Raw genomic sequence first — 22,510 nt, 5'->3', positions numbered from 1 at the left:
CTAGCACTTGCGGGCCCGCAAGCCTATCCTCCGCCGCATGGACCCGCTGATCTCCAGCGACTGGCTGCAGCAGCACCTGGGCGAGCCAGACCTGATCGTGGTGGACGCAAGCTGGCACATGCCGGCGAGCGGGCGAAGCGGCCGCGAGGAATTTCTGCAGGCCCACATTCCCGGTGCTCGCTTCCTCGACATCGATGCCGTGGCGGACCGCTCCAATCCAGCGCCGCACATGCTGCCGCCCGCGGAGGAGTTCGGACGTGCGATGGAGGCGCTGGGCGTCGGCCGCTCGGATCGGATCGTCGTCTACGACAATTCACCGGTGCGCACCGCGGCGCGCGGCTGGTTCATGCTGCGCCACTTCGGGGCAGAGCGCGTGGCGATCCTCGACGGTGGCTTCCAGCGCTGGATCGCGGAACAACGGCCGGTGGAGAGCGGGGAGCCGAAGCCGCGGCGAGCGACCTTCGACGCGCAGGAGCGGCACGGCGAGGTGGTTGCCAAGGCCCAGCTCTTTGCCGGATCGGATGCGCAACTGCTCGATGCTCGCGGCAGGGCTCGGTTCGAGGGCTCCGAGGCCGATCCACGTCCGGGAGTCGCGGCGGGCCACATCCCTGGCGCGCGCAACCTCCCGTTCGGGAGCCTTTACCGCGATGACGGGCGGTTCAAGCCGGTGGACGAGCTTCGGCGGCTGTTCGCCGACGTCGGCGTCGACCCGAGGCAGCCGTTCATCGCTACTTGCGGATCGGGCGTTACGGCGAATTCGCTGATCTTTGCAGCGCATCTGCTCGGGAACGCCGAAGCGCGGCTTTACGATGGAAGCTGGAGCGAGTGGGGTGCCGACCCGGCGACCCCGAAGGCAGTCGGTCCCGCCTAGGCGAGGACGACCCGCGCGACTTCGGCGAGCTCACGGCGGATTTGCTCCACCAGCGCCCGGCTTGCCTCGACATGCGGCTCATTGCCGTTCTCGCGCTCTTCGAGGAGCGCTTCGACTCCGGCTGCGGTGGCGCTGACCAGTTGAGCGGAGCGGCGGTCGAACCAGCGGCGGCGAGGTTCGCCAGCTTCGTCCCAGATAGCAAGGATCGCCTCGTCGTCAGCGATGTCCGAGGCGGGGCCGCTACCGAACGGCTCGACCAGGCGGATCGCGTGACGCACCGAGGCCAGGCGGGAGACCGCTTCGGCATAGGGCTGAGCGTCCGACTCGGGGACGGGAACTAGGTGAAGCATAGCCACCAGCTAGGCGCCGCGTGGCTAAGAAAGGATGAATCCCTAGGCGCCGTTCGACGCGTCGATGTCGCGCAGGATCCAGCCGCGCTGCGGGATCGTCTCGATGAATTCGGCGCCGCTGCTAGCGTTGCGCAGCTTCTTGCGCAGCTTGGAGATGAAGACGTCGATAATCTTCGGCTGCGGCTGGTCATCGGAACGCCGGTAAAGGTGCTTCAGCAGCATCTGACGCGTGACGACGTTGTTGCGGGCGAAAGCGAGCAGCTCCAGCACGCGATATTCCATTTCGGTGATGCCGATCGGGTGACCGTCGATGCGGATCAGGCGCTGGACCTGGTCGACGGCGAGCCGGCCGCCGCAGAGGCTTTCCGGCATTTCACCGCCGCTCGCCTTGATCGAGGCGAGCAGGCGCGACGCCGTCTCGTCATTGTCGTCGGAGGTGCCGGTTGCCGGTGCCCCGAGCAGGGCCTGCTGGACGTCGGCGAGAAGCTGATGCGCTTCCTCGACCAGCCGGGTGCCCTCCTCGAAACGGCGGCGGGACCGGTCCAGCATCGATTCGATATCGACCAGTCGCGAGGAGAGGTTCTGTTCAGCCATCAGACGTCTTGCACCCCCCGGTGTTGGCTATTGCCCAGCCTGAGCAGAGGCGATGTTGCTGTCGGCAGCAGGTGCCGAAAGGATGTCCAGCGTCGTGCGGCCCTTGTCGACGATCCGCGTGTCCGGGTCCCAGGCTGTGGAGCGAATGCCCAGCTGTGCCGAGTCACGCCCCGCCGCGTCGAGCATGCTGGTTTCCGCAGCGCTGCGCGGAGCCGCGCCGCCGAACAGGGTCTCGATAGCCTGCTGCTGGGCATCGCCCGGCGTCAGGCCAGCGGTGCCGGCAACCGGCGGCGTGAGGCTGAAATCGGGCGGGATCACGAGCGGCGCGTTGCGGGCAACCGCGAATTCGTCCGGCGTCGATGAGCCGCGATGGGCGCATCCGGTCGTGGCCACCGCAGCAGCCAGCAGGACGGCGGTGAAAGCTCTACGCATGTTCGACAGTCTCCTCTGGACGATCCTTACGGCTCAGGAACGCGCGCAGCAACAGGATCACGACGCCGATACTAATCGCCGCGTCCCCGACATTGAAGACCAGAAACGGACGGACGCTGCCGAAGTGCAGATCGGCGAAGTCGACGACATAGCCGAACCGCACCCGGTCCAGGATGTTGCCGAGCGCTCCTCCAAGCACCATTCCGAGGGCGATCTGATCAACGCGGTTCTTCTCGCGCGTAATCCAGACGGCGACGGCGATAGCAATCGCCGCGGTGAATGCCACGAGCATCCAGCGGCCGACCGGGTTCGTGGCGTTCAGCAGGCCAAGCGAGATGCCCTGGTTCTGCGTGTAGGTGAAATTGAAGATCGGGAGCAGCACCAGCTGATCGCCAAGCCGATTGAGGTTCAGCGGACCCGTGACGATCCACTTCACCAGCTGGTCGAGCGCGAACACCAACAGCGCGATCGCGAAACCGAAGGGCCGCGCCTTCATCGTGAAATCCCCCGAATGTTCCCAATGTTCTCACTGACGAGCAGGTCTTGCGCGACCTGGTGGAGGCAGCTGGTGTTGCGCCGCTCAGTTGCCAGTGTCGCGCCGCAACCATGCACATCCGTTGGGCTGTAGGACAGACCGGGACGCCGAGCCACCGATCCGCCATGCTGAACTTGTTTCAGCATCCACCCGGTGAGCGCCGTCGCGGGCGCAGAAACGGACCCTGAAACAAGTTCAGGGTGACCGACACAGTCAACCATTCACGACTCCGTCGCAGCGGGCGCAAAGATCGCCGTCACCGGTCACCTCCGGCAGATGCCGCCAGCAGCGGCCGCACTTGTGCTGATCGGTCTTCACGACCTTCCAATCGCCTTCGTGCACTGTCGAAGTGATGAACAGCTCGGCCAGCAGGGCCGGATCGGTCGCGCTTGGGAGGGTCACTTCGGCTTCGAGGCTGGAACCCACGACCTTCTCGCGGCGCAGCGGTTCGATGCGCTCCGTAACTTCGGCCCGAAGGCTGCGAAGCTCGCCCCACTTGCCGTCGTCGGCGTCGACCGCCGGAATTTCCGGCCATTCGAGCAGGTGAACCGAGCCGCCGTCGGGGTAGCGCGTGCCCCAGACTTCCTCGCTGGTGAACACCAGCACCGGCGCCAGCCAGCGCACAAGCGCGTGGAACAGGGTGTCCAGGACAGTGCGGTAGGCGCGACGCTTCGGGTCCGACGGCGCGTCGCAGTAAAGGCTGTCCTTGCGGATATCGAAGTAGAAGGCGCTGAGGTCCTCATTGCAGAAATCCGTCAGCGCGCGGACGTAGGTGTTGAAATCAAAGTCGTCGACGGCGTTGCGCAACTTCTGGTCCAGCGCCGCAGTGAGGTGGAGCATGTAGCGCTCCAGCTCGGGATAGGCAGCGACGTCCGCCAGCCGCTCCTCGTCCGAGAAGCCCTCAAGCGCGCCCAGCAAATAGCGAAACGTGTTGCGGAGCTTGCGATACTGGTCGGCGACGCCGGCAAGGATCTCCTTGCCGATGCGGTGGTCCTCGGTGAAGTCGACCGACAGCGCCCAGAGCCGCAAAATGTCCGCGCCATAGTCGCGCATGAGGTCGAGCGGGTTAATCGTGTTGCCGAGGCTCTTGGACATCTTCATGCCCTTGGCGTCCATCGTGAAGCCGTGGGTCAGTACGGCGTTGAAGGGCGCGCGGCCGCGGGTGCCGCAGCTTTCGAGAAGCGATGACTGGAACCAGCCGCGGTGCTGGTCGGAGCCTTCGACGTAGATGTCGGCCGGCCAGCGCTCCTCCGGCCAGTGGCCGCCTTCGAGCACGAAAACGTGGGTCGAGCCGCTGTCGAACCAGACATCGAGGATGTCGGTGACCATCTCGTACTCGTCGGGATTGCGGCCTTCGCCGAGGAAGGATGCGGCATTATCGTTGGACCACGCATCGACGCCGTTGGCGGTGATCGCCGCGACGATGCGGCGGTTGACCGCCGGGTCGACGAGCAGCTCGCCGGACTTGCGATCGACGAACAGGGCGATGGGGACGCCCCAGGCGCGCTGGCGGCTGATCACCCAGTCGGGGCGGCCCTCGACCATCGAGCCGAGGCGGTTGCGGCCCTTTTCCGGGATGAAGCGGGTCTGGCGGATGGCGCGGTTCGCCAAACTGCGCAAAGACGGGCTGCTCGACAGCTCATCTTCGGTGGGATTGGCGCCGCCGCCCTCGTTTTCCCAGCGCTGTTCGGGGCGGGTGATCGGCGAGAATAGCTCGATCGGCCTGTCCATGGCGATGAACCATTGGGGGGTGCAGCGATAGATGACCTTGGCCTTGGAGCGCCAGCTGTGCGGGTAGCTGTGCTTGAGGTCGGCGCTTGCGGCGAGGAGTGCGCCGGCGTCGCGGAGGTCCGAGCAGATCGGGCCGTCGGGCGCGTTGAACTTGTTGTTGATGACGCTGCCCTGCCCGCCGAGCCACAGCCAGTCCGGGCGGTACATGCCGCCGGCGTCGACCGCGAACACCGGGTCGATGCCGTGGGCGCGGCACAGCTCGAAATCGTCCTCGCCGTGATCGGGCGCCATGTGGACGAGGCCGGTGCCCTGGTCGGTCGTGACGAAGTCGCCGGGCAGGAACGGACGCGGCTTGGCGAAGAAGCCGCCAAGCTTGTGCATCGGGTGACGAGCGACGGTGCCGGCGAGGTCGGAGCCTTTGCCCCGCCAAGCGACGACTACGTCACCTTTGCCAAGCCCAAGTCGATCCAGCACTTGTGGAACGAGCACGTCTGCCACGAGGATGTGACTAATGCCGCTCCATGATCCTCGATTGAGGTGGAGCATCACGTAATCGATATCGGGTCCGTAGGCGATCGCTTGGTTGACGGGAATCGTCCACGGCGTCGTCGTCCAGATGACGGCGTGGCAGTCCTCCAGATCACGCGCGCACGGCGCTTCGATGATCTCGAACGCGACATCGATCTGGGTCGAGACGATGTCCTCATACTCGATCTCGGCTTCGGCCAGCGCCGTCTTTTCGACCGGGGACCACATCACGGGCTTGGCGCCGCGGTAGAGCTGGCCTGACTCGGCGAACTTGAAGAGCTCGCCGACGATGGTGCCCTCGGCGAAATAAGCCATCGTCAGATAGGGATGGTCCCAGTCGGCGCTGATGCCGAGGCGCTTCAGCTGCTCGCGCTGGACGTCGACCCAATGCTGGGCATAGGCGCGGCACTCGGCGCGGAATTCCTTCGCCGGGACCTCGTCCTTGTTGAGCTTCTTCTTGCGGTACTGCTCCTCGACCTTCCACTCGATCGGCAGGCCGTGGCAGTCCCAGCCGGGCACGTAGGGCGCGTCCTTGCCCAGCAGGGTCTGGGTGCGGACGACCATGTCCTTGAGCGTGTGGTTGAGCGCATGGCCGATGTGGATGTCGCCGTTGGCGTAGGGCGGGCCGTCGTGGAAGATGAACTTGTCGCGCCCTGCCCGCGCCTCGCGGATGCGGGCGTAGAGGTCCTGCTCCTGCCACTTGGCGAGGATCGTTGGCTCCTTCTGCGGCAGGCCGGCCTTCATCGGGAAGTCGGTCTTCGGAAGGAAGACGGTGGAGCGCCAATCTTGCTTGGAGCTTTCGGGTTTGTCGGGAGCGTCGGCCATTTGGGCGCGGCTCTAGCGGTCAGGCGACACTTTGCAAACGCACGGCGTCAGCCGAGCAGGCGGCGGGCTTCCGCCTCATCCTCGCGCATCCGGGCGATGAGCGCGTCGAGGCTTTCGAACTTCTCCTCGTCGCGAATGAAGGCGTGGAGCGCGACCTCGATCTTGCGGCCGTAAAGGTCGCCTTCGAAGTCGAAGAGATAGGCTTCGAGGAGTTCGCGCGGCGGGTCGAAGGTGGGGCGGACGCCGAGGCTCGCCACGCCGGGGTGCTCGGTGCCGTCGTCGAGCGTGACGCGCACCGCGTAGATGCCGTAGCGCGGGCGCAGGTAGTCGGCGAGCTCAAGGTTGGCAGTCGGATAGCCGAGCTCGCGGCCGCGCCGGTCGCCAGGCTGAACGACGCCCTCGATGGCGTAGGGACGGCTGAGCATGTGGGTTGCCGTCGCGGTATCGCCCGCCACCAGCGCATCGCGGACACGGCCGGACGAGACGCGGACGCCGCCGACCAGCACTTGCGAGACCGCTTCCGCGCCAATGCCATGCGCTTCACCAACCGCCTTCAGCAGCGCGATGTCGCCGGTGCGCCCCTTGCCGAAGGTGAAGTCGTCGCCGGTGATGACGCCGTTCGCGCCGATGCGGCTGCCGAGGACCTCGGCGACGAAGCTCTCGGCGTCCATTGCCGCGAGCGTGGCGTCGAATTCGAAGACCAGCATGGCGTCGGCGCCGGCGTGAGCGAACAGGCTCTCCCGCTGATCCAGCGTGGTCAGGCGGAACGGCGGCACGTCCGGCTTGAACAGGCGCACGGGGTGCGGCTCGAAGGTGGCGACAAGAACCGGCCGCCGCTCGTGAAAGGCGCGCGCGATCGCCCGCCCGACAACGGCCTGGTGGCCGAGGTGGAAGCCGTCGAAGTTGCCGAGGGCGACGATGCTTCCCTTCAGATCGTCGGGAACGCCGCCGGCGAGGGTGAGCCGCTGCATTGGCGAGGGTCTTAGTGCGTCGGGAGGTGTTTGCGAAGGAGGCGGAATTCGTGGACCGCAAGGTAGATCACGAACAGGTCGAAGATGCTGAGCAGGATGAGCATGATGTCGTGCGTGAAGCTGTAGCGGTAGAGCTGGTAGGCAATGAAGCAGCCGAACACGGCGAAGCTCGCGGGGTAGGCCCACAGCCTCTCGCGCAGCAGGCCGAAGACGAGGGCCCCTTTGATGATCCCGTGGCTGAGCAGGTAGAAAGCGTAGAAATTGTGCGCTTCGACCGAGAAGGAGCGGCCGAACGCGAGCAGGTGGGTGGCGATCCAGTCGTTGGGATCGTCGACGAGCTCGCCATAGCTCCAGCGGTTGATGATGCGGAGGATCGTCTCGGTGCTGACGAGGTAAAGGGCGATGCCGGCGACGATCTCGAACAGCGCGTGGGCGCCCTTGGCGAGGACGCTGACGACGAAGATCTGGTGAACGCGTTTTTCGTGCACGGGGCGGCAACGCACGGCCGTCATAATTCGTCAACTCGCCGCCTTGACTCTCCAAGAGGCGAATCTTATCTGCGCGCTATCCCGATCCACCGGTTCCGGCGGCGCATTCGTGCGCGCGTCGGCTTTTTCGTTCGATCGGGACCATGAAGCGCTGAGATGGGCGTGGATATGCGTTGGACTCTCCCTCCGCAATCCCGCTCGTGGAGCTGAAGAAGGGTAGAGAATGGCTCGTATCGCCGGGGTGAACATCCCCACCAACAAGCGCGTGGAAATCGCGCTGACCTACATTCACGGAATCGGCCGCACCACGGCCAAGGACATCGTCGAGAAGCTCGGAATCGGGCCGGAGAAGCGGGTCCAGGACCTCACCGACCAAGAGGTACTGCACATCCGCGAGACCATCGACCGCGACCACACGGTCGAGGGCGACCTGCGCCGCACGACCGCGATGAACATCAAGCGGCTGATGGACCTCGCCTGCTATCGCGGGCTTCGCCATCGGAAGGGCCTGCCCGTCCGCGGCCAGCGCACGCACACCAACGCCCGCACCCGCAAGGGCAAGGCGCGGCCAATCGCCGGCAAGAAGAAGTAAGCGGTCCTTCGGGACGCTTCTTCGACTTTGCTCGCCGCTCGGAACCGGGCGGCATTCCGGATTTAGGGACAGGATAGTTCAATGGCTCAAGCACCGCAGCGTCTCCGCAGGAGAGAGCGCAAGAACATTTCGGCCGGCGTCGCCCACGTGAACGCCAGCTTCAACAACACGATGATCACCATCACCGACGCGCAGGGCAATGCAATCGCCTGGTCGAGCGCCGGAATGATGGGCTTCAAGGGCAGCCGCAAGTCGACTCCGTATGCAGCGCAGGTCGCCGCCGAGGACGCCGGCAAGAAGGCCGCCGAACACGGCGTCCGCACGCTCGAGGTCGAGGTCAAGGGCCCCGGCTCGGGCCGCGAAAGCGCGCTCCGCGCACTGCAGGCGGTCGGCTTCACGATCACCTCGATCCGCGACGTGACGCCGATCCCGCATAACGGCGTCCGCCCGTCGAAGCGCCGCCGAGTCTAAGAGCGTCGCCGGACGCTGAGGCTGCCGGCACCGCTCAACACGAAGTTCCAAATCAGGGATCCAGGTCCCCAACTGCCAAGGAATGAAAATGGCCGTCAACGCAAAGAACTGGCAGGAACTGAAGAAGCCGAACGCACTCGAGAAGAAGGCCGCCGGTGGCGACAGCCGCCGCCGCGCCGTGTTCGTCGCCGAACCGCTTGAGCGCGGTTTCGGCATGACGCTCGGCAACTCGCTGCGTCGCGTTCTCCTCAGCTCCCTCCAGGGCGCCGCGATCACTTCGATCAAGATCGACGGCGTGCTGCACGAATTCTCGAGCCTGACCGGGGTTCGCGAGGACGTCACCGACATCGTCCTCAACGTCAAGCAGATCGCCCTCCGCATGGAAGGCGAAGGCCCGAAGCGGCTTCACCTCGCGGCGACCGGCCCGGCGGAAGTGACCGCCGGGATGATCCAGACCAGCGGCGATATCGAAGTCACCAATCCGGACCTGGTGATCTGCCACCTCGACGAAGGCGCGACGCTCAACGCCGAGCTCACCGCCGACATCGGCAAGGGCTACCAGCCCGCGGCAGCGAACCGTCCGGCGGACGCAGCCATTGGCCTGATCCCAGTCGACGCGCTGTACAGCCCGGTCCGCCAGGTCGCCTACAAGGTCGAGAACACCCGCGTCGGACAGGAGCTCGACTACGACAAGCTCACGCTGACGATCGAGACCGACGGCACCGTCAGCCCGGAGGACGCGCTCGCCTATGCGGCGCGGATCCTCCAGGACCAGCTGCAGCTGTTCGTCCACTTCGACGAGAGCCAGGTGCGCATGCAGCCGTCGCCGATCATCGGCGCGACCGCGGCGATGCCGATCGAGACGCAGGCGGACACCAACCAGCTCAACCGTTACCTGCTCAAGAAGGTGGACGAGCTGGAGCTGTCGGTGCGCAGCGCCAACTGCCTCAAGAACGACAACATCATCTACATCGGCGATCTGGTGCAGAAGACGGAAGCGGAGATGCTCCGCACGCCGAACTTCGGCCGCAAGTCCTTGAACGAAATCAAGGAAGTGCTCGCCAGCATGGGCCTTCGCCTCGGCATGGACATCCCCGGATGGCCGCCCGAGAACATCGAAGAAATGGCCAAGAAGCTCGAGCAGGAGATGCTCGGCTAATCAGCCCGGCAATTCCGGTTCAGGAACAAGAAGGGCCGCTCCGTATCCGGGCGGCCCTTTTCTTGTCTGCGGCGGGCATCGGACAACACGCCAACCGAGCACCTCCGAGGACAGATGCGTCGCAGGCGTTGCGGAGACCCGTCGAGCGGTTACACTGACGAGGTGCAGCGGGCGCGTGCTGGATGGACGTGCACGGTCTGTGACTGCTGCTGGTCAGTAACCTTGGCGGGTGAGATCATGCCGAGTGAAGTTCGAGGCCTTGCTCGGCCCAGGGCTCCCCTGCTGTCCGTGTGCGCCCTGGCGCTCGCGGGTTTCGGCGCTACCGCGGCAGAAGCACAGGTTTCGCAGCGTCCTGCCCCTCCGGAGGTGAAGCCCGACAACCGCGAAGAGATCATCATCATCGGTGACCGGCGCTCAGCAGTCACCAATGTCGCGCCGGTGGCGACTTTCGACAGCAGGGCCATCAGTGGCACCGGGGCGACGTCGATGGCCGAGCTGCTGCGCATCATCAAGCCGCTGGCAAAGTCCTCTGACGGCGGCGAACCGATCTATCTGCTCAATGGCCAGCGCGTGTCCGGCTACGAGGAGATCGGCTCGCTGCCGCCCGAGGCGATCGAAAAGGTCGAGGTGCTGCCGGAGGCTGCCGCGCTGAAGTTTGGCTATCCGCCGACGCGGCGCCTGATGAACTTCATCACCAAGCGCAGTTTCCGGCAGATCGAATTTCGCGGCAGTCTGGGCAGCACCACGCGGCCGGGCAGCCTGATGGCGAACGGGAACGTCAACGTGACGCGCTTGCGCAAGAACGGGCGGGTGACGCTGGCGCTCGAGAGCCGGCACACGTCCTCGCTGCTTCAGTCGGAACGGCACGTCGCGCCCGACCCCGACCTCCTGTTCGACGGGCTCGGCAATGTCACCGGCTTGGGTCTCGGGGAGATCGACCCGGCTTTGTCGCAGCTCGCAGGGCAGGTCGTGACCGTGGCGCCGGTACCGGATGGGGGCGGCGCAAGCGGATCACTCGGGGGCTTCGCTGCGGGTGCGAACCAAACCCGGCTGTTCGACGTGGGTCCTTATCGCGACCTGGTGCCGCACAACGACGCCTGGAAAGCAGAAGGCGTCGTTGCCAACAAGCTCGGCGGAACGCTGTCCGGGTCGCTCAACCTGACCGCCGAGCGGAGCACCGACCGGTCCACCACAGGACCGGCCGCCGCAACTCTGACGGTGCCGGCGACAAACCCGTTTTCGCCATTCGGCAACGACGTCCTGCTGCATCGCTATCTGACCGAAGTCGAGCCGCTGCATGTGCGACAGACGACGACGACGCTCCATGGCGGCGGTACCTTGCGCGGAGTCACTGCGGGATGGCGATGGGACCTGACCGGCGCCTTCGACCAGAAGCAAATCAGCGGCATCAGCGAACTGGGCATCGACCTCGCCCCCGCGAACGCGGCCATCGCAGCGGGCACGAACCCTTTCGCGCCGCTCGACCCTGCCCTGCTGGCCGGGCGGCTGACCGACCGGGCACGGCTGCGGACGCGCAACATGGGGACGAAGCTGGTCGTCAGCCGGATGCCGCTGCACTTGCCGGCCGGGGAAGTGACGGTGACCGGCACTCTCGAAGCGGAGCGGCTCTCGGCGGATTCCGTAACTCGAGGCGCCAACCCGTTCGCACTCCAACTCGGCCGCACCCGCAGCGAGGCTGGCTTGGCAGTGGACGTGCCGCTGACATCCCGCGCGGACCACGTGCTGGGGGCGGTCGGCGACCTGTCCGTCAATGCCTCGGCGGTCACCCGCAGAGTCACGGGCGTCGGCGGATTGCATGACCGGACGCTGGGCCTGAACTGGCGCCCCCTCAAGGGCCTGCAGGTGCTCGTCCAGGACAAGCGCAGCGGCACCGCGCCCGACATGGAGAAGCTCGCGAGCCCGGTGGTTCGGGTTGCGAACTTCGGCGTGTTCGACTTCGCGACCGGCCGCACGGAGGTCGTTACCCTGACGACCGGGGGCAATCCCGACCTCAGCGCCGAGCGGCGGCACAGCCGCTCGATCACCGTCGTCGCGCAGCCCTTCCCTAAGACTCAGCTCAACGTCAGCGCGACTTTCGACGACACGGACATTCGGAACCAGACGGGCGACATCTTTGTGCTGACGCCCGAGTTCGAGGACATTTTCCCCGACCGTTTCGTCAGGGACTCCAGCGGGCGGCTGGTGGCGGTGACCTTCGCGCCCACCAACTTCTACCGCGAGCGGCAGCGCTCATTGGCCATCACCGTCAACGCAAACGGCGTCATCGGCAAAAAGCCAGCCCCCGGAAAGGACGGCAAGGAAGGCAATCGGCCGAATTACTACGGGGGGATAGGGCCAACCTTCAGGTTCACAGACAAGCTTCAGCTTCGCCCCGGGACGCGGACGCTCGACCTGCTTCACGGAGACACGGTGAAGGGGTGGGCGATCCCACGCGCGACGGCCTATTTCTACGGTGGGATCGGCTACCTGGGGAACGGCATCAGCATCGATGGCTGGTTGCAGAACGCCGGCCGCATCCGCAGCGACAATCCGGCGAGCGACCTCTACTTCGGTCCGATCGTCAAATTGAACGTCGGCGCATTCGTGAGCGTCCACCATTTCCTGCGCAAGCAGGCCTGGACCAAGCACACGCAGTTGAAGCTCGACTTCAACAACATCACGGATTCGCACCAGCACGTTCACGACGCGAACGGCCGCGTGCCGAACCGATTCCAGCCGGACCTGCTCGACCCGGTTGGACGAACCGTGAAGCTGACGCTGCGGAAGCTGTTCTAGCGGTTGCGGCGCGATCCGGATTGGCCGCGCATGCCCCGGATTAGCGAGATCCCGAGCACCCCGACGAGCGCCGCCGCGGCCAGCGGCTGATTGCGGGCGAAGTCGCGCAGCGCGCCGAAACCTTGCCGCGCCCTGCCGGCCAACTGATCGACGACTCCGTCCTGCTGCAGCGCCGGATCATTGGTCGCCGTGCCAAGCGTCTCCTTGAAACGGCCCTTCACCTCGGTGCCTTCGCCAGCCAAAGTATCGATGTTCATTTTAGGAGCTCCGCCAAATGGTGTTCGGGTGGGAACGCGCGACACCCTGCGCAAGTGCCGCCCAGGCGGCTAACGCCGCGACTTTCTCATAGGAACTGCAGTAAGCTACAGCGGTTGAGCCGGGGGGCGAGGCAGAGGGTGCCAAGAAGCGAGGTTTCATGCGCAGTTGGTACCGCCGTCGATATCTGGACCTGCTGGGTTCGATCTACATCTACAACGAGCATCGGGGCTACACGGCGATCGATCGCGTGCTTGCGGCGGTGCGCGCCCGCTGGCCCGAAGATCATGTACTGATCGCGCGCATCCAGCAGCACCGCGCGGACGAGCGAAAACACTATCTGATGTTCCGCCGCTGGTTCGAGCGGCGCGGCGTGATGCCGATGGCGGTGGACCGTACTTGCGGCCATATCGACCGGTTTGTCGGGATCATGTTCGGATCGGCAATCGACGACCTCGACCCGCTCGAGATCGTCGGCCGCGATGACCTGTTCGAACGGATGTGCCGGGTCATCTCGCTTACCGAGAAGCGTGGTCACCGGCAGGTCGAGATCCTGCTTCGCCATCCAGTGGTCGGCGCGGATCAAACGCTGATGAAGATATTCCGGATCATCGAACAGGATGAGCCGAGCCATTGGGCGCCCTATGACGACTGGTTACGGGCGCATGGACGCCGGCAATCGAGCTGGTGGGAACGGGCGATCGACACGTTCATCCACAGCGAGCTCCTGTTCCTGAAGCTGCCGGTCCTGTTCGCAAGTCCGCGGCTTGGCCGCCGCACGAACTGGCCCGACGAAGTGGACGAGCTGCAGCCGCTGAGCGCTCATCCCGCCCCGGTTGCCAGCGGCTGACGCTTCGCTCGAAGCTTGAGGGTGGAAGTTCGAACAGGAACGGCGGCGCAGCGGCGAGCGACGGTGTGGAGCATCGGCAAGGATGCGCCGTGGCTTTTGGTCATGGCCGCTGTGACTGCGCTCGAGCTTATCTGGTGGGTGGTAACATGGTCGCGCGGCTTTGCGCCCGCGCCGCACCTCGGGACGTATCTCGCGATCACGTTCGCCGGGCTCGGCGCAGCGCTCGTTCTACGGCTGGTTCTGCAGGGGCGCGCCGCTCGTCCCAACTGGCGCAGCGTGCTGCTGGCGACCTTCCTCGTCGGCGCTGGAGCGAGCCTGTTCCTGCCTCTGAAATATGCGATCCCGAGCGTTCTGCCGTTCTGGCTGGATGCACCGCTCGCCCATGCCGAGCAAAGCTTGTTCACCGTGGATCCGTGGCTTCTACTCGACCGCTCGCTCGGCTGGGCAGTGGTGCCCATGGACTGGATCTACGCCTTGTGGCTGCCGGCGCAGGCGATCGTCCTGTTCATGGTCCTGCTCCAGCCGGCGTCTGCAACGAAGTCGCGCGTAGTGATCGCCTACGTCCTCGGCTGGTTCCTGCTCGGCGTCGTCGCGGCGCTCGCATTCTCTTCTGCCGGGCCGATCTTCTACGACCGCCTGTCGGGCGGCACGCACTTCGCGCCATTGCGGGAGGCGCTGGAGCAACGCGGAGCATGGTTCGTGATCGCCGAGTCCGACCTGATGTGGAGCTCAATGGCATCGGGCCGGCCGAGCCTCGTTGCAGGCATTTCGGCGGTTCCGTCGATCCACGTCGCGATCAGCGCATGGATGTTTTTGGCATCGCGGGCCATGGCGCCGCGGGCGGCACCGTTCGCACTCGTTTACACGATCCTCGTGTGGGTTGGGTCGGTCCAGCTCGGGTGGCATTACGCGACCGACGGACTGGCCGGAGTGGTGGGCATGGTTGCAGTTTGGGCGCTGAGCCCGGCCGTCCAGCGGACGGCTGAAGCAGCCCTTTCACAAGCCAATCCCGAAGAGCCCCAAGGCGCTCGCCGTCCTGATTTGGGGCAGTCAGCGAAGCAACCGGGTGGAACTTTTGAGCAACAAGAGTAATTTATACAGAAATTTAACCACGCCGAGTTGCGGAGCGGGCAATGGACGAACCAGTTAATGAGGCGACCGAAAAGCGCCACCAGTTCGTCGATGAAGATCGCCGGGCGTTCCTGAACACCTACGGCAAGGCCGCGCTCGTCGCGCCTCCAGTTCTCACTGCACTGATCGCGACATCGATGTCGTCGCGGGCGATTGCTGCCTCAACCGGCGGCGGTGCCGGTGGCGGTGGCGGCGGTGCGGTTGCTGGCGTGTTGCTTGCGGGCGCCGAAGGCGGGCTGATCGTTGCCGCACCGGGGCGCAAGCGCGCTCCTCCGCAGCAGCAGCAGGTCGCTGCTCCAGCGCCTCCGCCGCCTCCGCCCGCACAGGTGATTGTGCCTGAGCCCGCGCCTCCTCCATTCCCGCCGACGGAGCGCGGCTAAGCGCCTGGAGCGAGTCCAAAATCGGGACAAGTTTTAGCTTGCCGCCCACAGCATTTGTGTTAAATCCTCGTTTACTGGGCGGGTTAACGGGAGGCTTGAAATGTCAGAGCCGCAGTTGGGCAAAGTTGAAACGGATCGTCGCGCGTTCGTGACGAACTTCGGTCGGGCAGCAATCATTGCTCCGCCGGTCATCACGGCACTTCTTTCCACGTCCATGTCCTCGCCGGCGATCGCAGCGTCGACCGGCGGTGGCGGCGGCAATGGCGGGCCGAAGGGAAATAACGGCGTCGGCAACGGGCCGGACCCGCAGCCGCCGGGAAATCCGCCGGTTAACGATGGACCGGGCACTGGCCCGGGAAATCCCGGCAACAACGGCCACGGCAACAGTGGCAACAGCAACGCCAATAACAACGGCAACAACGGCAATCACGGTAACAACGGCAACCACTAAGGGGTGAGCCGCCGCTGTTCGTGATCGAATGTCTGGACAGCGATGAAAATTGCGGAGACGCGTTCCTGGAGGAGCGCGTCTCCGTTTCGTTTGAGGCCGGTAGATTGAACCTGATGCGGTTTGCGCTGCGCGACGGCGCGATCATCGAAGAGCTGCCCGATGGCGCCGTGCTGTTTTCGGAAGCCGGGCAGGAAGTCCAGCAACTCAACGCCACCAGTGCGCTTCTCGCCCGCCGCCTGAGCGGTGGGGCAACGCACGCCGAGCTCGAAGGCGAACTGGTGCGTGACGGTGCCGATGCATTGCAGGCCAGAGGCTGGGTCGAAGCTTTTCTGTCCGAGATTTCGCAGCTGAACCTTCTCCGCGTTGAGAAGCGCCAAGCGCCGCAACGCGAATGGGTCCGGACGATCTCGGTTGCCGGCGTCGGCTTCGTGGTGAGCTTCTCGTCCCGCGAATTGTTCGACCTCCTGTGGCCACCCTTCGCCCACCTGGAGGCAGAAGGAAGCCGCATCGGAGCGGCGTACGACGTTTCGCCGGCAGGTGACCTCGTCGCAATCCAGGAAAGCGGCGGTGAGATCGTCCTCCTCCACCAGTCCCTCGCGGCCATCCGATTGAAGGGGACAATCCTGGAGCAGGTGCTCGCGAAAGCGGAATACCTGGCGGCGCTGCACGCAGCCTGCGTCACCCGGGGCGACGAGACGCTGGTCCTGATCGGGTCCCCGGGAGCGGGCAAGACGACGCTTCTGCTGAGCTTGCTCGCCCAGGGGTTCGGCTACGTCTGTGACGACGTGACTCTCGTCCTGAAGAACGGACGGGTGGCCGGCGTACCGCTGCCGCCGGCTCTGAAGTCGGGATCGTGGAATCTCGGCGTGGTTGATCCCGAGCAGCTGGAAGCACTGCCGGTCCACACGCGCCCCGACGGCATCGTCGCCCGCTTGCTGCCGATGACGTCGCAAAGGGCCGACGAGCGCAAGGTCACTGCCATCGTTCGCCTGCGCCGCTCCGCCGGCGAAGAAGCCCGGCTGACGGCGCTGTCGTCGAGCGAGGGACTTGCCGAGCTGTTCCGGGAAGCACGATCGCCGAGCGGCCGCTGCTCCGCCGAGACCTTTCATGCCCTTGCCGAGCTCGTCCGAGGCGCCTCTGCGGTCGAGCTCTGCTATGGAGAGTCGACGGACGCCGCTGATGTCCTTGCTGAGCGAAGCCAATGGCCGACGATCCCACCTTCGCCCTCCTCCTGAGAAGTCTCACCGGCCAGGCTGAAGCGCCGGCCGACTGGCAGCCGCTACTTCAGCTTGCAAGCGACACCCTGACGATCGGAATGCTCGCCTCGGCAGTGCTTGGGTCGGAGATCGGGGCCAACGCGCCCGAAGCCGTTACGGGCTTGCTCCGCGACGTTCTCGAGCGGACCCACGAACGCAATCGCCGGCTCAAGGCGCAGTTCTCGCAGTTCCTGCCGGTGCTGAACGCCGCCGGGGTCCAGCCCATCGTGATGCGAGGGATGGCGTCGCTGATTGAGGAGCAACGCGATCGCGGGCGGCTGCTGTCGGACATCGACCTGCTGGTGCCGCAATCGCGCCGGGAAGATTGCCTCGATGGGCTGCGATCGCTTGGCTACGAGACTTTCCAGGGGTTCCACGGCCCCCCCTTCTCGGTCGTGCTTGGTCGCGGCGAGGACGTCGGCATGGTCGACCTGCATACCGACATGCAGCCGTATGCGCTCGGCATCGACTTCGATCGGGTTCGGCCGCTTTGCAATCCGGTCAAGCTGAAAGCTGGAGAGGCGCTGCTGCCCTCGCCCACCTGCGCGCTTCTACTCTACATACTCCATGATCAGCTTCACGACGGAGATTATTGGCGCGGCCTCATCGACGTGCGGCACCTCATCGAGACGCCGCGGCTCGTCGAAGCAGGCGTCGATTGGGAGCAGCTGGAGAGCTACTTCCCAGCAGGGCCCGCACGAAACGCGATGCACGTGCACTTGCGCACGGCGAAACGCCTGCTCGGCGTCGACATCCCCGAACGATATTGCGGAGGAGGCTGGGCGCGCCTGCAGGTGCGCCGGAGATTGTGGCAGCGCCGATCGCCCCGACTGATGCCCGTCCTTGCGGCACTCACCGGTTTGGTCGACCCGCCGCTCCGCTCACCGAAGCTCCGGCGCGGCAAGAGCTCGTTCCGGTTCAAGGTCGACCGGGCGCTGCGCCCGGTGAACCCGGGCAAGATCTAGGCGCGGCATAGCGCAACCGCGGCACCGTTCGGAACGAGGGCCGGAACTCGATGCCCCGCCTGAACGTGTGTGTAGTTTCCTGCCTGGAGGACCCAAGCCAATGCAGACGCGTGAACTCGGCAACAGCGGACTTCGGGTATCTGCGATCGGCCTCGGGTGCATGGGCATCAGCCAGAGCTATGGCACGCCGCTGTCGAAGGATGATGGCGTCGCGCTGATCCGCGGCGCGGTGGAGCGGGGCGTGACCTTCTTCGACACGGCCGAAGTCTATGGACCGTTCGTCAATGAAGAGGTCGTCGGCGAGGCGCTGCGGCCGGTCCGGGATCGGGTGGTCATCGCCACGAAGTTCGGCTTCGACATCGATCCGGAGACGCGGGAGAACCGCGGCGTGACCAGCCGGCCGGAGCGCATCCGGCAGGCCGTGGAAGGCTCTCTCCGGCGGCTTGGCATCGAGACCATCGACCTGCTCTATCAGCACCGGGTCGACCCGGACGTGCCGATCGAAGACATCGCAGGGACGGTCAAGGCGATGATCGGCGAGGGCAAGGTCAGGCATTTCGGCATGTCGGAGCCCGGCGTGCAGACGCTCCGTCGTGCGCATGCGGTGCAGCCGGTGACTGCGCTTCAGAACGAGTTCTCGCTCTGGTGGCGAGCGCCCCAAACCGGCGGCATTCTCGACGCCTGCGACGAGCTGGGGATTGGGTTCGTGCCTTATTCGCCGCTCGGACGCGGTTTCCTGACGGGTGCGATTACCAAGGACACCAAGCTGGCGGAGAACGACTTCCGCAATTCAAGCCCGCGCTTTTCGCCGGAAGCGATGGAAACGAACCTGGCGTTCGTCGACCTGCTGAAGCGTGTAGCGGCCGAGAAGGGCGCGACACCGGCGCAGGTTGCGCTCGCATGGCTGCTTGCCCAGCGTCCCTACGTGGTGCCAATTCCCGGCACGACGAAGCTCCACAGGCTCGAAGAGAACATCGGCGCAGTCGAGGTCCAGCTGACGCCCGACGACCTGCGCGAGATCGATGAGGGTGCGGCGACGATCCAGACCGCGGGCGACCGCTATGCTCCGGCGCAGATGGCGATGGTCGGCCGGGAAGCGCCTGTGAAAGAGAACGCCTGACGATCGGGCGTCAGACGCCGAACGAGGTGAGAATCGGGCAGGGACCGGCTGAACCGGACGCGCATTCTCCGGCGAGCCGCCGCAGAGCATCGCGGGCACGTTCGAGTTCGGCGATCTTCTCGCCGAGTGCTTCGATCCTGGTCTGAGCAAGCTCCCGCGCTCGGCTCCTGTCCTCGCTGGCGTCGAGTTCGAGTAGCTCGCGGATTTCTCCGAGCGTGAAGCCGGCGGTCTGCGCCTGGCGGATGAAGCGAAGGCGGCGCAGATCTTCCGAGTCGTAGCGACGGACACCGGCCTCGCGCGTTGGCGTCTCAAGCAGGTTGCGCCGCTGGTAGAATCGGACGGTTTCGACACCGACGCCGGCAGCCGCCGCAAGTTTGCCGATGGTAAGCGGCGGGGTCTCTTGACTCTGTACCATGGTACGGAACCTATATGGGTCCGGACATGAACTCAAGGAGCCCTGCCATGTCCGAGATGTCGAACCATCCGACGGCCGCGAAGCGCGCCGTGCTGTACCGGATGGTGATGCCGGAGCACACCTGCCCTTACGGCCTGAAGGCGCGCGAGCTGCTTCGGCGGCAAGGCTATAAGGTAGAAGATCACCCCCTGAAGACGCGCGCCGAGACCGACGCGTTCAAGGCGCAGCACGATGTCGCAACCACTCCCCAGGTGTTCATCGCCGGGCAGCGGATCGGCGGCTACGACGACCTGCGTCGCTTTTTTGGCAAACGCGTCGCCGATGCCAAGGCGACCAGCTACCGCCCGGTTCTCGCCCTGTTCGCGATGACGGCGCTGCTCGCGCTTGCGGCAAGCTATGCTGCGACCGGTGATGCCCTGACCGTCCGCGCCGCCATGTGGTTCGTGTCCTTCTCGATGACGGTGCTCGCGCTCCTGAAGCTGCAGAACGTCGAGACATTCTCGACCATGTTCCTCAACTACGACCTGCTGGCAAAGCGCTGGGTGCCGTACGGGTACGTCTACCCGTTCGCGGAAGGGCTTGCCGGCGTGCTGATGACCGCAGGCGTTCTGAACTGGGTGTCCGTACCGGTCGCACTGTTCATCGGGACGATCGGCGCGGTGTCCGTGTTCAAGGCGGTTTACATCGACAAGCGCTCGCTCAAGTGCGCGTGCGTCGGCGGCGCGAGCAACGTGCCGCTGGGCTTCGTGTCGCTGACCGAGAACCTGATGATGATCGTCATGGCCGTGTTCATGGCCGTGATGGGGTAAGCGTCGCGTGAAGATGAAATTGTTAGGCGCAGTAAGCGCATTGGCTTTCGGCGCTGCCGCTGTTCCCGCGGAGGCGCAGACGATGAACATGCCCGGCATGACCATGCCGGTGACCCCGAAAGCGGCAGCCAAGAAGGCAATTCGCAAGGCAGGGTCCAAGACGCGCCCGGCAAAGAGGCGGTCCGCCACGCCGAGGCCGCCCGTCGGTGCGCATCCGAAGCGGACGCAGCCTCAAGCCAGGTCAGCGGCTTCGAAGCCGGAGGCGCTGCCGACGGACCATCGGCAAATGGACCACGGCGCGATGTCCATGGCAACGCCGACCCAACCGCAGCCGGCTACTCCGATGGACCATTCCGAGATGCGCGGCATGATGATGCCAGCCGGGGAGCATGCAAGTGGTCCAATGACCATGACCGGCGCGCTCGGACCCTATCCGATGGAGCGCGAGTCTTCCGGCACGGCCTGGCAGCCGGACACGACGGAGCATAGCGAGATTCACGCGATGAGCGGCGGCTGGACGCTCATGGCGCACGGCGTGCTCAACCTGGTCTATGATCGGCAAGGCGGGCGGCGAGGCGATGAGAAGGCGTTCGCATCGGGAATGCTGATGGGCATGGCGCGGCGGCCGCTCGGCGACGGGACGCTGCAGTTGAAGGCGATGGTCAGTCCCGACCCGCTGATGGGACGGAGCGGTTATCCGCTCCTCCTCGCCGCCGGGGAAACGGCGAACGGCACGGACCGGCTGGTCGACCGACAGCATCCGCACGACCTGTTCATGGAGCTGTCCGCTTCGGTTTCGCAGAACGTCGGCCCGAACAGCAGCGTGTTCCTGTACGCCGGACTGCCCGGGGAGCCGGCCTTCGGGCCGCCAGCCTTCATGCATCGCGAGGCGATCCTGGATTCGCCCGAAGCGCCGATCACTCACCATTGGCTTGATTCCACCCACATCACCTTCGGCGTGGTTACCGGCGGTGTCGTGCTCGACAGACTCAAGATCGAGGCCAGCCGGTTCAACGCTCGGGAGCCGGACCAGCGTCGCTGGGACCTTGAGACGGGATCGCTCGATTCGACCTCGCTTCGCGTGTCGTGGAATCCATCGCGCACGCTGGCGCTGCAGGGCAGCTGGGGACGGTTCAAGGATCCCGAGCAGCTTGAGCCGGGTGTCGACCAGACGCGCTGGTCGGCAAGCGCGCTGTGGGCGAACGAGGTTGCGCCGGGCTGGAAGGCGGCGGCGACGCTCGCCTGGGGCCGCAGGTCGGCCGAAGAGCACAGTGACGACGGCTTCGCTGCCGAGGCGTCGCTCAAGCATGCACGATGGACGCTGTTCGGCCGGGGCGAGCTTACCGAGAACCGCGAGCTTGCGCAGGCGGCGCATGGGCCGGCATTGCGCGTCGGCAAGGTCTCGGCAGGTGCGGTGCGAGATTTCCGTATCGCCGATCACCTTTCCGCCGGGGTGGGCGGCCTGTTTTCCGTCAACTTCGTGCCGGACTCTCTGGCGGCGTCTTACGGTGGAAATCATCCGACTGGTGCGATGGGCTTCGTACGGCTGAAGCTCGACTGATCGGCGATCCAAGCATAAGCCGCTCCGGAAATTGCGGGGGAGCGGCCAATGAGCGAACGTTTCGAGCGGCACCGGCAGCCGTGGCGGCAGGACGAGATCCAGAAGCTGCATACGCTTGCAGGCAAGGGGATGGCCCTCAAAGCCATTGCCAAGGCGCTCACCCGCAGCGAAGAATCGGTGAAGCAGCGGGCGAAGGACGACGGACTGAAGATCGCCAAGCTGCGCTGAGCGGAGGGTTGTGCCCGACCCATGTCAGTTGCACAGTGCAATTCATCGAAAGTCGCTGAATTGGACTGATTTGTCCGCTATGCCCTTTCATCTGACTCGCGGAGGGGCTGTGATGCGGGCGTCGACAGTTGCTTTGAAGGAGGAGCCGATCGTGGCTCGGACCCGTTTGGACCAAGCCGGCGGCAACGATGACATTTCATCGCGAATGGCCCGTCTAAGCTCGGGCCAGCTGGACTGCCTGCGGCTCGTCGATGCGCACTACTCGTCCAAGGAGATCGCAGCGGAACTGGCCATATCTCCGCACACCGTCGACCAACGGATCCGCGGCGCGCTCCACATCCTCGGAGTCGAACGGCGGACGCAGGCGGCACGGCTGGTGGCGCAACACTGCGGGCCATATCAACGCTTGATACATCAAACGCCGTACATTGAGGACGAGGGTTCCGGCGACCATTCCGATGCGGCGGTCAGACTTCAGATTCGGCACGCTGACCGTGCAGGGAAGGACGAAGGGGCCGGTTTCCGGACCGAGCAACGGGCCGTCACTTTCGGCCCTTCCCTGCAACTGCCGTATGCAACCAGGAGCCAACCCCGGAATGAGATGAGCGTCGGTCAGAGGTTGTTCTGGATCGCGGCGATCGCGGCCGGAGCAGCGTTCTCGGCGGGCATGTATCTCGCCGGGCTCGAAAGCCTCTCCAGGTTGCTTCACCACTAAGCACACCGACACTTTGATCGGACCGACAGCC

The 22,510-nt window shown here is 65.4% G+C and carries 25 protein-coding genes; 16 read left to right on the top strand and 9 right to left on the bottom strand.

Going from position 1 to position 22,510, the window contains the following annotated elements:
* Positions 1 to 37 precede the first annotated feature (37 nt).
* Positions 38 to 871: a 3-mercaptopyruvate sulfurtransferase gene (sseA, locus tag ACUXST_RS10860; protein ID WP_458389989.1), complete on the top strand. Its 834-nt coding sequence runs from the start codon at positions 38 to 40 to the stop codon at positions 869 to 871.
* Here sseA and ACUXST_RS10855 read toward each other — a convergent pair.
* The 7 genes from ACUXST_RS10855 to ACUXST_RS10825 form a co-directional block, all read right to left on the bottom strand.
* Positions 868 to 1,227: a hypothetical protein gene (locus tag ACUXST_RS10855; protein ID WP_458389988.1), complete on the bottom strand. Its 360-nt coding sequence runs from the start codon at positions 1,225 to 1,227 to the stop codon at positions 868 to 870. The two genes, sseA and ACUXST_RS10855, sit on opposite strands and share 4 nt — an antisense overlap.
* Positions 1,228 to 1,263: 36 nt before the next feature.
* Positions 1,264 to 1,815: a winged helix-turn-helix domain-containing protein gene (locus tag ACUXST_RS10850; protein WP_458389987.1), complete on the bottom strand. Its 552-nt coding sequence runs from the start codon at positions 1,813 to 1,815 to the stop codon at positions 1,264 to 1,266.
* A 27-nt stretch (positions 1,816 to 1,842) separates the two neighbouring features.
* Positions 1,843 to 2,247, bottom strand: coding sequence for a DUF3035 domain-containing protein (locus ACUXST_RS10845; RefSeq protein ID WP_458389986.1), 405 nt, complete (start codon positions 2,245 to 2,247; stop codon positions 1,843 to 1,845).
* Entirely contained in the window at positions 2,240 to 2,743 is a 504-nt protein-coding gene (gene lspA / locus ACUXST_RS10840; RefSeq protein WP_458389985.1) for a signal peptidase II, read from the bottom strand. The genes ACUXST_RS10845 and lspA overlap by 8 nt, the downstream gene beginning before the upstream one ends.
* A gap of 252 nt (positions 2,744 to 2,995) precedes the next feature.
* A complete protein-coding gene (gene ileS, locus ACUXST_RS10835) occupies positions 2,996 to 5,866 on the bottom strand; it encodes an isoleucine--tRNA ligase (protein ID WP_458389984.1) in 2,871 nt (956 codons plus the stop codon).
* Positions 5,867 to 5,913: 47 nt separating this feature from the next.
* Positions 5,914 to 6,837, bottom strand: a complete 924-nt coding sequence (locus tag ACUXST_RS10830) for a bifunctional riboflavin kinase/FAD synthetase (protein WP_458389983.1) — start codon at positions 6,835 to 6,837, stop codon at positions 5,914 to 5,916.
* Between the two features lie 11 nt (positions 6,838 to 6,848).
* Positions 6,849 to 7,325: a DUF2127 domain-containing protein gene (locus tag ACUXST_RS10825; protein WP_458389982.1), complete on the bottom strand. Its 477-nt coding sequence runs from the start codon at positions 7,323 to 7,325 to the stop codon at positions 6,849 to 6,851.
* Between the two features lie 223 nt (positions 7,326 to 7,548).
* On the opposite strand from ACUXST_RS10825, the gene rpsM reads away from it, so the two are divergent.
* The 4 genes from rpsM (at position 7,549) to ACUXST_RS10805 (ending at position 12,343) form a co-directional block, all read left to right on the top strand.
* Positions 7,549 to 7,917: a 30S ribosomal protein S13 gene (rpsM, locus tag ACUXST_RS10820; RefSeq protein WP_458389981.1), complete on the top strand. Its 369-nt coding sequence runs from the start codon at positions 7,549 to 7,551 to the stop codon at positions 7,915 to 7,917.
* A gap of 81 nt (positions 7,918 to 7,998) precedes the next feature.
* Positions 7,999 to 8,388: a 30S ribosomal protein S11 gene (gene rpsK, locus ACUXST_RS10815; protein WP_458389980.1), complete on the top strand. Its 390-nt coding sequence runs from the start codon at positions 7,999 to 8,001 to the stop codon at positions 8,386 to 8,388.
* Positions 8,389 to 8,476: 88 nt separating this feature from the next.
* Entirely contained in the window at positions 8,477 to 9,547 is a 1,071-nt protein-coding gene (locus tag ACUXST_RS10810) for a DNA-directed RNA polymerase subunit alpha (protein WP_458389979.1), read from the top strand.
* A gap of 366 nt (positions 9,548 to 9,913) precedes the next feature.
* Positions 9,914 to 12,343: a hypothetical protein gene (locus ACUXST_RS10805; RefSeq protein WP_458389978.1), complete on the top strand. Its 2,430-nt coding sequence runs from the start codon at positions 9,914 to 9,916 to the stop codon at positions 12,341 to 12,343.
* On the opposite strand, the gene ACUXST_RS10800 is transcribed toward ACUXST_RS10805, so the two are convergent.
* Positions 12,340 to 12,600, bottom strand: coding sequence for a CsbD family protein (locus ACUXST_RS10800; RefSeq protein ID WP_458389977.1), 261 nt, complete (start codon positions 12,598 to 12,600; stop codon positions 12,340 to 12,342). The two genes, ACUXST_RS10805 and ACUXST_RS10800, sit on opposite strands and share 4 nt — an antisense overlap.
* A 158-nt stretch (positions 12,601 to 12,758) precedes the next feature.
* Here ACUXST_RS10800 and ACUXST_RS10795 point away from each other — a divergent pair, with 158 nt between their 5' ends.
* The 7 genes from ACUXST_RS10795 to ACUXST_RS10765 all read left to right on the top strand — a co-directional run bounded on the left by ACUXST_RS10795 (position 12,759) and on the right by ACUXST_RS10765 (position 18,751).
* Positions 12,759 to 13,448: a ferritin-like domain-containing protein gene (locus ACUXST_RS10795; RefSeq protein ID WP_458389976.1), complete on the top strand. Its 690-nt coding sequence runs from the start codon at positions 12,759 to 12,761 to the stop codon at positions 13,446 to 13,448.
* A gap of 21 nt (positions 13,449 to 13,469) precedes the next feature.
* On the top strand, positions 13,470 to 14,540 hold the full coding sequence (locus tag ACUXST_RS10790) for a phosphatase PAP2 family protein (protein ID WP_458389975.1): 1,071 nt from the start codon (positions 13,470 to 13,472) through the stop codon (positions 14,538 to 14,540).
* A 41-nt stretch (positions 14,541 to 14,581) separates the two neighbouring features.
* A complete protein-coding gene (locus tag ACUXST_RS10785) occupies positions 14,582 to 14,959 on the top strand; it encodes a hypothetical protein (RefSeq protein ID WP_458389974.1) in 378 nt (125 codons plus the stop codon).
* Positions 14,960 to 15,059: 100 nt separating this feature from the next.
* Positions 15,060 to 15,410 carry a hypothetical protein gene (locus ACUXST_RS10780; protein ID WP_458389973.1) on the top strand — a complete coding sequence of 117 codons (351 nt, stop codon included), beginning with the start codon at positions 15,060 to 15,062 and terminating at the stop codon, positions 15,408 to 15,410.
* 113 nt (positions 15,411 to 15,523) lie between these two features.
* Positions 15,524 to 16,645, top strand: coding sequence for a hypothetical protein (locus tag ACUXST_RS10775; RefSeq protein ID WP_458389972.1), 1,122 nt, complete (start codon positions 15,524 to 15,526; stop codon positions 16,643 to 16,645).
* Complete coding sequence (locus ACUXST_RS10770; protein ID WP_458389971.1) at positions 16,612 to 17,631, top strand: nucleotidyltransferase family protein; 1,020 nt, start codon at positions 16,612 to 16,614, stop codon at positions 17,629 to 17,631. Before ACUXST_RS10775 ends, ACUXST_RS10770 begins: the two co-directional genes overlap by 34 nt.
* Positions 17,632 to 17,731: 100 nt before the next feature.
* The gene (locus tag ACUXST_RS10765; protein ID WP_458389970.1) at positions 17,732 to 18,751 is read left to right on the top strand and encodes an aldo/keto reductase; all 1,020 of its coding nucleotides are present in this window, start codon (positions 17,732 to 17,734) and stop codon (positions 18,749 to 18,751) included.
* Positions 18,752 to 18,761: 10 nt separating this feature from the next.
* Here the strand turns inward: ACUXST_RS10765 and ACUXST_RS10760 are convergent, their stop codons facing one another.
* Entirely contained in the window at positions 18,762 to 19,166 is a 405-nt protein-coding gene (locus tag ACUXST_RS10760) for a MerR family transcriptional regulator (RefSeq protein WP_458389969.1), read from the bottom strand.
* 56 nt (positions 19,167 to 19,222) lie between these two features.
* Between ACUXST_RS10760 and ACUXST_RS10755 the strand changes: the two genes are divergently transcribed.
* From ACUXST_RS10755 to ACUXST_RS10740, 4 genes are all read left to right on the top strand, one after another.
* Positions 19,223 to 19,975, top strand: coding sequence for a MauE/DoxX family redox-associated membrane protein (locus tag ACUXST_RS10755; RefSeq protein WP_458390054.1), 753 nt, complete (start codon positions 19,223 to 19,225; stop codon positions 19,973 to 19,975).
* A gap of 82 nt (positions 19,976 to 20,057) precedes the next feature.
* Entirely contained in the window at positions 20,058 to 21,536 is a 1,479-nt protein-coding gene (locus ACUXST_RS10750) for a hypothetical protein (protein ID WP_458389968.1), read from the top strand.
* A 48-nt stretch (positions 21,537 to 21,584) separates the two neighbouring features.
* The gene (locus ACUXST_RS10745) at positions 21,585 to 21,764 is read left to right on the top strand and encodes a hypothetical protein (protein WP_458389967.1); all 180 of its coding nucleotides are present in this window, start codon (positions 21,585 to 21,587) and stop codon (positions 21,762 to 21,764) included.
* 151 nt (positions 21,765 to 21,915) lie between these two features.
* Positions 21,916 to 22,479 carry a LuxR C-terminal-related transcriptional regulator gene (locus ACUXST_RS10740; RefSeq protein ID WP_458389966.1) on the top strand — a complete coding sequence of 188 codons (564 nt, stop codon included), beginning with the start codon at positions 21,916 to 21,918 and terminating at the stop codon, positions 22,477 to 22,479.
* Positions 22,480 to 22,510: the final 31 nt, after the last annotated feature.

It is taken from the genome of Sphingomonas sp. F9_3S_D5_B_2 (assembly GCF_054263715.1).
This window is presented reverse-complemented; position numbering and strand designations above follow the sequence as displayed.

Excerpts from the sequence above, each read along its gene's own strand:
- sseA (WP_458389989.1), top strand. The coding sequence starts at position 38 with ATGGACCCGCTGATCTCCAGCGACTGGCTGCAGCAGCACCTGGGCGAG.
- ACUXST_RS10850 (WP_458389987.1), bottom strand. The coding sequence starts at position 1,815 with ATGGCTGAACAGAACCTCTCCTCGCGACTGGTCGATATCGAATCGATG.
- ACUXST_RS10845 (WP_458389986.1), bottom strand. The coding sequence starts at position 2,247 with ATGCGTAGAGCTTTCACCGCCGTCCTGCTGGCTGCTGCGGTGGCCACG.
- lspA (WP_458389985.1), bottom strand. The coding sequence starts at position 2,743 with ATGAAGGCGCGGCCCTTCGGTTTCGCGATCGCGCTGTTGGTGTTCGCG.
- ileS (WP_458389984.1), bottom strand. The coding sequence starts at position 5,866 with ATGGCCGACGCTCCCGACAAACCCGAAAGCTCCAAGCAAGATTGGCGC.
- ACUXST_RS10830 (WP_458389983.1), bottom strand. The coding sequence starts at position 6,837 with ATGCAGCGGCTCACCCTCGCCGGCGGCGTTCCCGACGATCTGAAGGGA.
- rpsM (WP_458389981.1), top strand. The coding sequence starts at position 7,549 with ATGGCTCGTATCGCCGGGGTGAACATCCCCACCAACAAGCGCGTGGAA.
- rpsK (WP_458389980.1), top strand. The coding sequence starts at position 7,999 with ATGGCTCAAGCACCGCAGCGTCTCCGCAGGAGAGAGCGCAAGAACATT.
- ACUXST_RS10810 (WP_458389979.1), top strand. The coding sequence starts at position 8,477 with ATGGCCGTCAACGCAAAGAACTGGCAGGAACTGAAGAAGCCGAACGCA.
- ACUXST_RS10800 (WP_458389977.1), bottom strand. The coding sequence starts at position 12,600 with ATGAACATCGATACTTTGGCTGGCGAAGGCACCGAGGTGAAGGGCCGT.
- ACUXST_RS10795 (WP_458389976.1), top strand. The coding sequence starts at position 12,759 with ATGCGCAGTTGGTACCGCCGTCGATATCTGGACCTGCTGGGTTCGATC.
- ACUXST_RS10785 (WP_458389974.1), top strand. The coding sequence starts at position 14,582 with ATGGACGAACCAGTTAATGAGGCGACCGAAAAGCGCCACCAGTTCGTC.
- ACUXST_RS10780 (WP_458389973.1), top strand. The coding sequence starts at position 15,060 with ATGTCAGAGCCGCAGTTGGGCAAAGTTGAAACGGATCGTCGCGCGTTC.
- ACUXST_RS10775 (WP_458389972.1), top strand. The coding sequence starts at position 15,524 with ATGCGGTTTGCGCTGCGCGACGGCGCGATCATCGAAGAGCTGCCCGAT.
- ACUXST_RS10770 (WP_458389971.1), top strand. The coding sequence starts at position 16,612 with ATGGCCGACGATCCCACCTTCGCCCTCCTCCTGAGAAGTCTCACCGGC.
- ACUXST_RS10765 (WP_458389970.1), top strand. The coding sequence starts at position 17,732 with ATGCAGACGCGTGAACTCGGCAACAGCGGACTTCGGGTATCTGCGATC.
- ACUXST_RS10760 (WP_458389969.1), bottom strand. The coding sequence starts at position 19,166 with ATGGTACAGAGTCAAGAGACCCCGCCGCTTACCATCGGCAAACTTGCG.
- ACUXST_RS10755 (WP_458390054.1), top strand. The coding sequence starts at position 19,223 with ATGTCGAACCATCCGACGGCCGCGAAGCGCGCCGTGCTGTACCGGATG.
- ACUXST_RS10750 (WP_458389968.1), top strand. The coding sequence starts at position 20,058 with ATGAACATGCCCGGCATGACCATGCCGGTGACCCCGAAAGCGGCAGCC.
- ACUXST_RS10745 (WP_458389967.1), top strand. The coding sequence starts at position 21,585 with ATGAGCGAACGTTTCGAGCGGCACCGGCAGCCGTGGCGGCAGGACGAG.